General features: G+C 55.0%; 1 rRNA gene. It reads right to left on the bottom strand.

Annotation, left to right across the window (positions count from 1 at the left end):
- Nucleotides 1–45: 45 nt before the first annotated feature.
- Nucleotides 46–3,182: ribosomal RNA gene (locus tag AC1DF4_RS19055) — 23S ribosomal RNA — on the bottom strand.
- Nucleotides 3,183–3,375 lie beyond the last annotated feature (193 nt).

Below are 3,375 nucleotides of genomic sequence, written 5' to 3' on the forward strand. Positions count from 1 at the left end.
CTCCCTGGTGTGAACGTCTTTTGAATCCGTTCACGGGAGGGGTGTGTGGTGTAAGTTATCGGCCTATTAGTACCGGTCAGCTTCACGAGTCTTTAGTCCTCGCTTCCACATCCGGCCTATCAACCCAGTGGTCTGGCTGGGGGCCTCTCACACACAAGGTGTATGGAAATCTCATCTCGAAGCGAGCTTCCCGCTTAGATGCTTTCAGCGGTTATCCCATCCGAACGTAGCTAATCAGCGGTGCACTTGGCAGTACAACTGACACACCAGAGGTTCGTCCGTCCCGGTCCTCTCGTACTAAGGACAGCCCTTCTCAAATTTCCTGCGCGCGCAGCGGATAGGGACCGAACTGTCTCACGACGTTCTAAACCCAGCTCGCGTACCGCTTTAATGGGCGAACAGCCCAACCCTTGGGACCTACTCCAGCCCCAGGATGCGACGAGCCGACATCGAGGTGCCAAACCATGCCGTCGATATGGACTCTTGGGCAAGATCAGCCTGTTATCCCCGAGGTACCTTTTATCCGTTGAGCGACGGCCATTCCACAATGTACCGCCGGATCACTAGTCCCGACTTTCGTCCCTGCTCGAGATGTCTCTCTCACAGTCAAGCTCCCTTGTGCACTTACACTCGACACCTGATTGCCAACCAGGCTGAGGGAACCTTTGGGCGCCTCCGTTACTTTTTAGGAGGCAACCGCCCCAGTTAAACTACCCATCAGGCACTGTCCCTGACCCGGATTACGGGCCGAAGTTAGATGTCCAAAGTGACCAGAGTGGTATTTCAACGATGACTCCACCCGAACTGGCGTCCGGGCTTCAACGTCTCCCACCTATCCTACACAAGCCACTCCGAACACCAATACCAAACTATAGTAAAGGTCTCGGGGTCTTTCCGTCCTGCTGCGCGTAACGAGCATCTTTACTCGTACTGCAATTTCGCCGAGTTTATGGTTGAGACAGCGGGGAAGTCGTTACTCCATTCGTGCAGGTCGGAACTTACCCGACAAGGAATTTCGCTACCTTAGGATGGTTATAGTTACCACCGCCGTTTACTGGGGCTTAAATTCTCAGCTTCGCCTTGCGGCTAACCGGTCCTCTTAACCTTCCAGCACCGGGCAGGAGTCAGTCCGTATACATCGTCTTGCGACTTCGCACGGACCTGTGTTTTTAGTAAACAGTCGCTTCCCCCTGGTCTCTGCGGCCCCTGCACGCTCCGGACAGCAAGTGTCCATCACGATGGGGGCCCCCCTTCTCCCGAAGTTACGGGGGCATTTTGCCGAGTTCCTTAACCATAATTCTCTCGATCGCCTTAGTATTCTCTACCTGATCACCTGTGTCGGTTTGGGGTACGGGCGGCTAAAACCTCGCGTCGATGCTTTTCTCGGCAGCATAGGATCACCAAATCCCCCCATACGGGGGTCCCATCGGGTCTCAGGCATCATGAACGGCGGATTTGCCTACCGTTCGCCCTACATCCTTAGACCGGGACAACCATCGCCCGGCTTGGCTACCTTCCTGCGTCACACCTGTTAATACGCTTGCCTCCCAGGATCAGGTCCCGCGCTCCACCAAAACCCTTCACCCACAAGGGGTGTCGGGCAGGTTTCGGGCGGTTAGTATCCCCTGTTCAGCATGGGCGGTTTTTCGCCGGTACGGGAATATCAACCCGTTGTCCATCGACTACGCCTGTCGGCCTCGCCTTAGGTCCCGACTTACCCAGGGCAGATTAGCTTGACCCTGGAACCCTTGATCATTCGGCGGACGGGTTTCTCACCCGTCTTTCGCTACTCATGCCTGCATTCTCACTCGTGTAGGCTCCACCGCTGGTTTACACCGCGACTTCASTGCCCACACGACGCTCCCCTACCACTCCAGACGCCTGAACCAACTCCACAAGGGAGCAGCTTGGCTAATGTCTGAAATCCACAACTTCGGCGGTGTACTTGAGCCCCGCTACATTGTCGGCGCGGAATCACTTGACCAGTGAGCTATTACGCACTCTTTTAAGGATGGCTGCTTCTAAGCCAACCTCCTGGTTGTCTTCGCAACTCCACATCCTTTCCCACTTAGCACACGCTTAGGGGCCTTAGTTGGTGGTCTGGGCTGTTTCCCTCTCGACTATGAAGCTTATCCCCCACAGTCTCACTGCTGCGCTCTCACTTACCGGCATTCGGAGTTTGGCTGACGTCAGTAACCTTGTAGGGCCCATTAGCCATCCAGTAGCTCTACCTCCGGTAAGAAACACGCAACGCTGCACCTAAATGCATTTCGGGGAGAACCAGCTATCACGAAGTTTGATTGGCCTTTCACCCCTACCCACAGCTCATCCCCTCCATTTTCAACTGAAGTGGGTTCGGTCCTCCACGACGTCTTACCGTCGCTTCAACCTGGCCATGGGTAGATCACTTCGCTTCGGGTCTAGATCACGCCACTGCAACGCCCTATTCAGACTCGCTTTCGCTACGGCTTCCCCACACGGGTTAACCTCGCGACGTAACACTAACTCGCAGGCTCATTCTTCAAAAGGCACGCCGTCACAACTACAAGGTTGCTCCGACGGATTGTAAGCACACGGTTTCAGGTACTGTTTCACTCCCCTCCCGGGGTACTTTTCACCTTTCCCTCACGGTACTGGTCCGCTATCGGTCATTAGGGAGTATTTAGGCTTATCAGGTGGTCCTGACAGATTCGCACGGGATTTCTCGGGCCCCGTGCTACTTGGGATACTTCACCAGGCGGTACACAACATTTCGGTTACGGGGCTCACACCCTCTCTGGCCGGCCTTTCAAGACCGTTCACCTATGCCTGTACTACTCACCTTCCCAGCCCGGCAGAGCTGGAGTGGGAAGTCCCACAACCCCGACCATGCAACGCCCGCCGGCTATCACACATGGAACGGTTTAGCCTGATCCGCGTTCGCTCGCCACTACTGACGGAATCACTATTGTTTTCTCTTCCTGCGGGTACTGAGATGTTTCACTTCCCCGCGTTCCCTCCACGCACCCTATGTGTTCAGATGCGGGTCACCAGGTAACTCGCGCCCCTGGCGGGGTTTCCCCATTCGGACACCCTGGGATCACAGTCCGGTTATCGACTCCCCCAGGCTTATCGCAGATTCCTACGTCCTTCTTCGGCTCCTAATGCCAAGGCATCCACCGTGTGCTCTTAAAAACTTGACCACAAAAGATCAAAAACGCTAATTTTCGAGAGAACCAYGAAAACCAACCCACACACCCCAAAGGGCGCCCGGGCCAGATCCAGGTTCATATTCTTGGAAATTGCTTCTTATAAAAGATGCTCGCGTCCACTATGTAGTTCTCAAACAACAACCCCGTACCACACACCCCACACACGCCCCACCCGAAGGAAGGA

The organism is Arthrobacter sp. 05N429 (assembly GCF_056397045.1).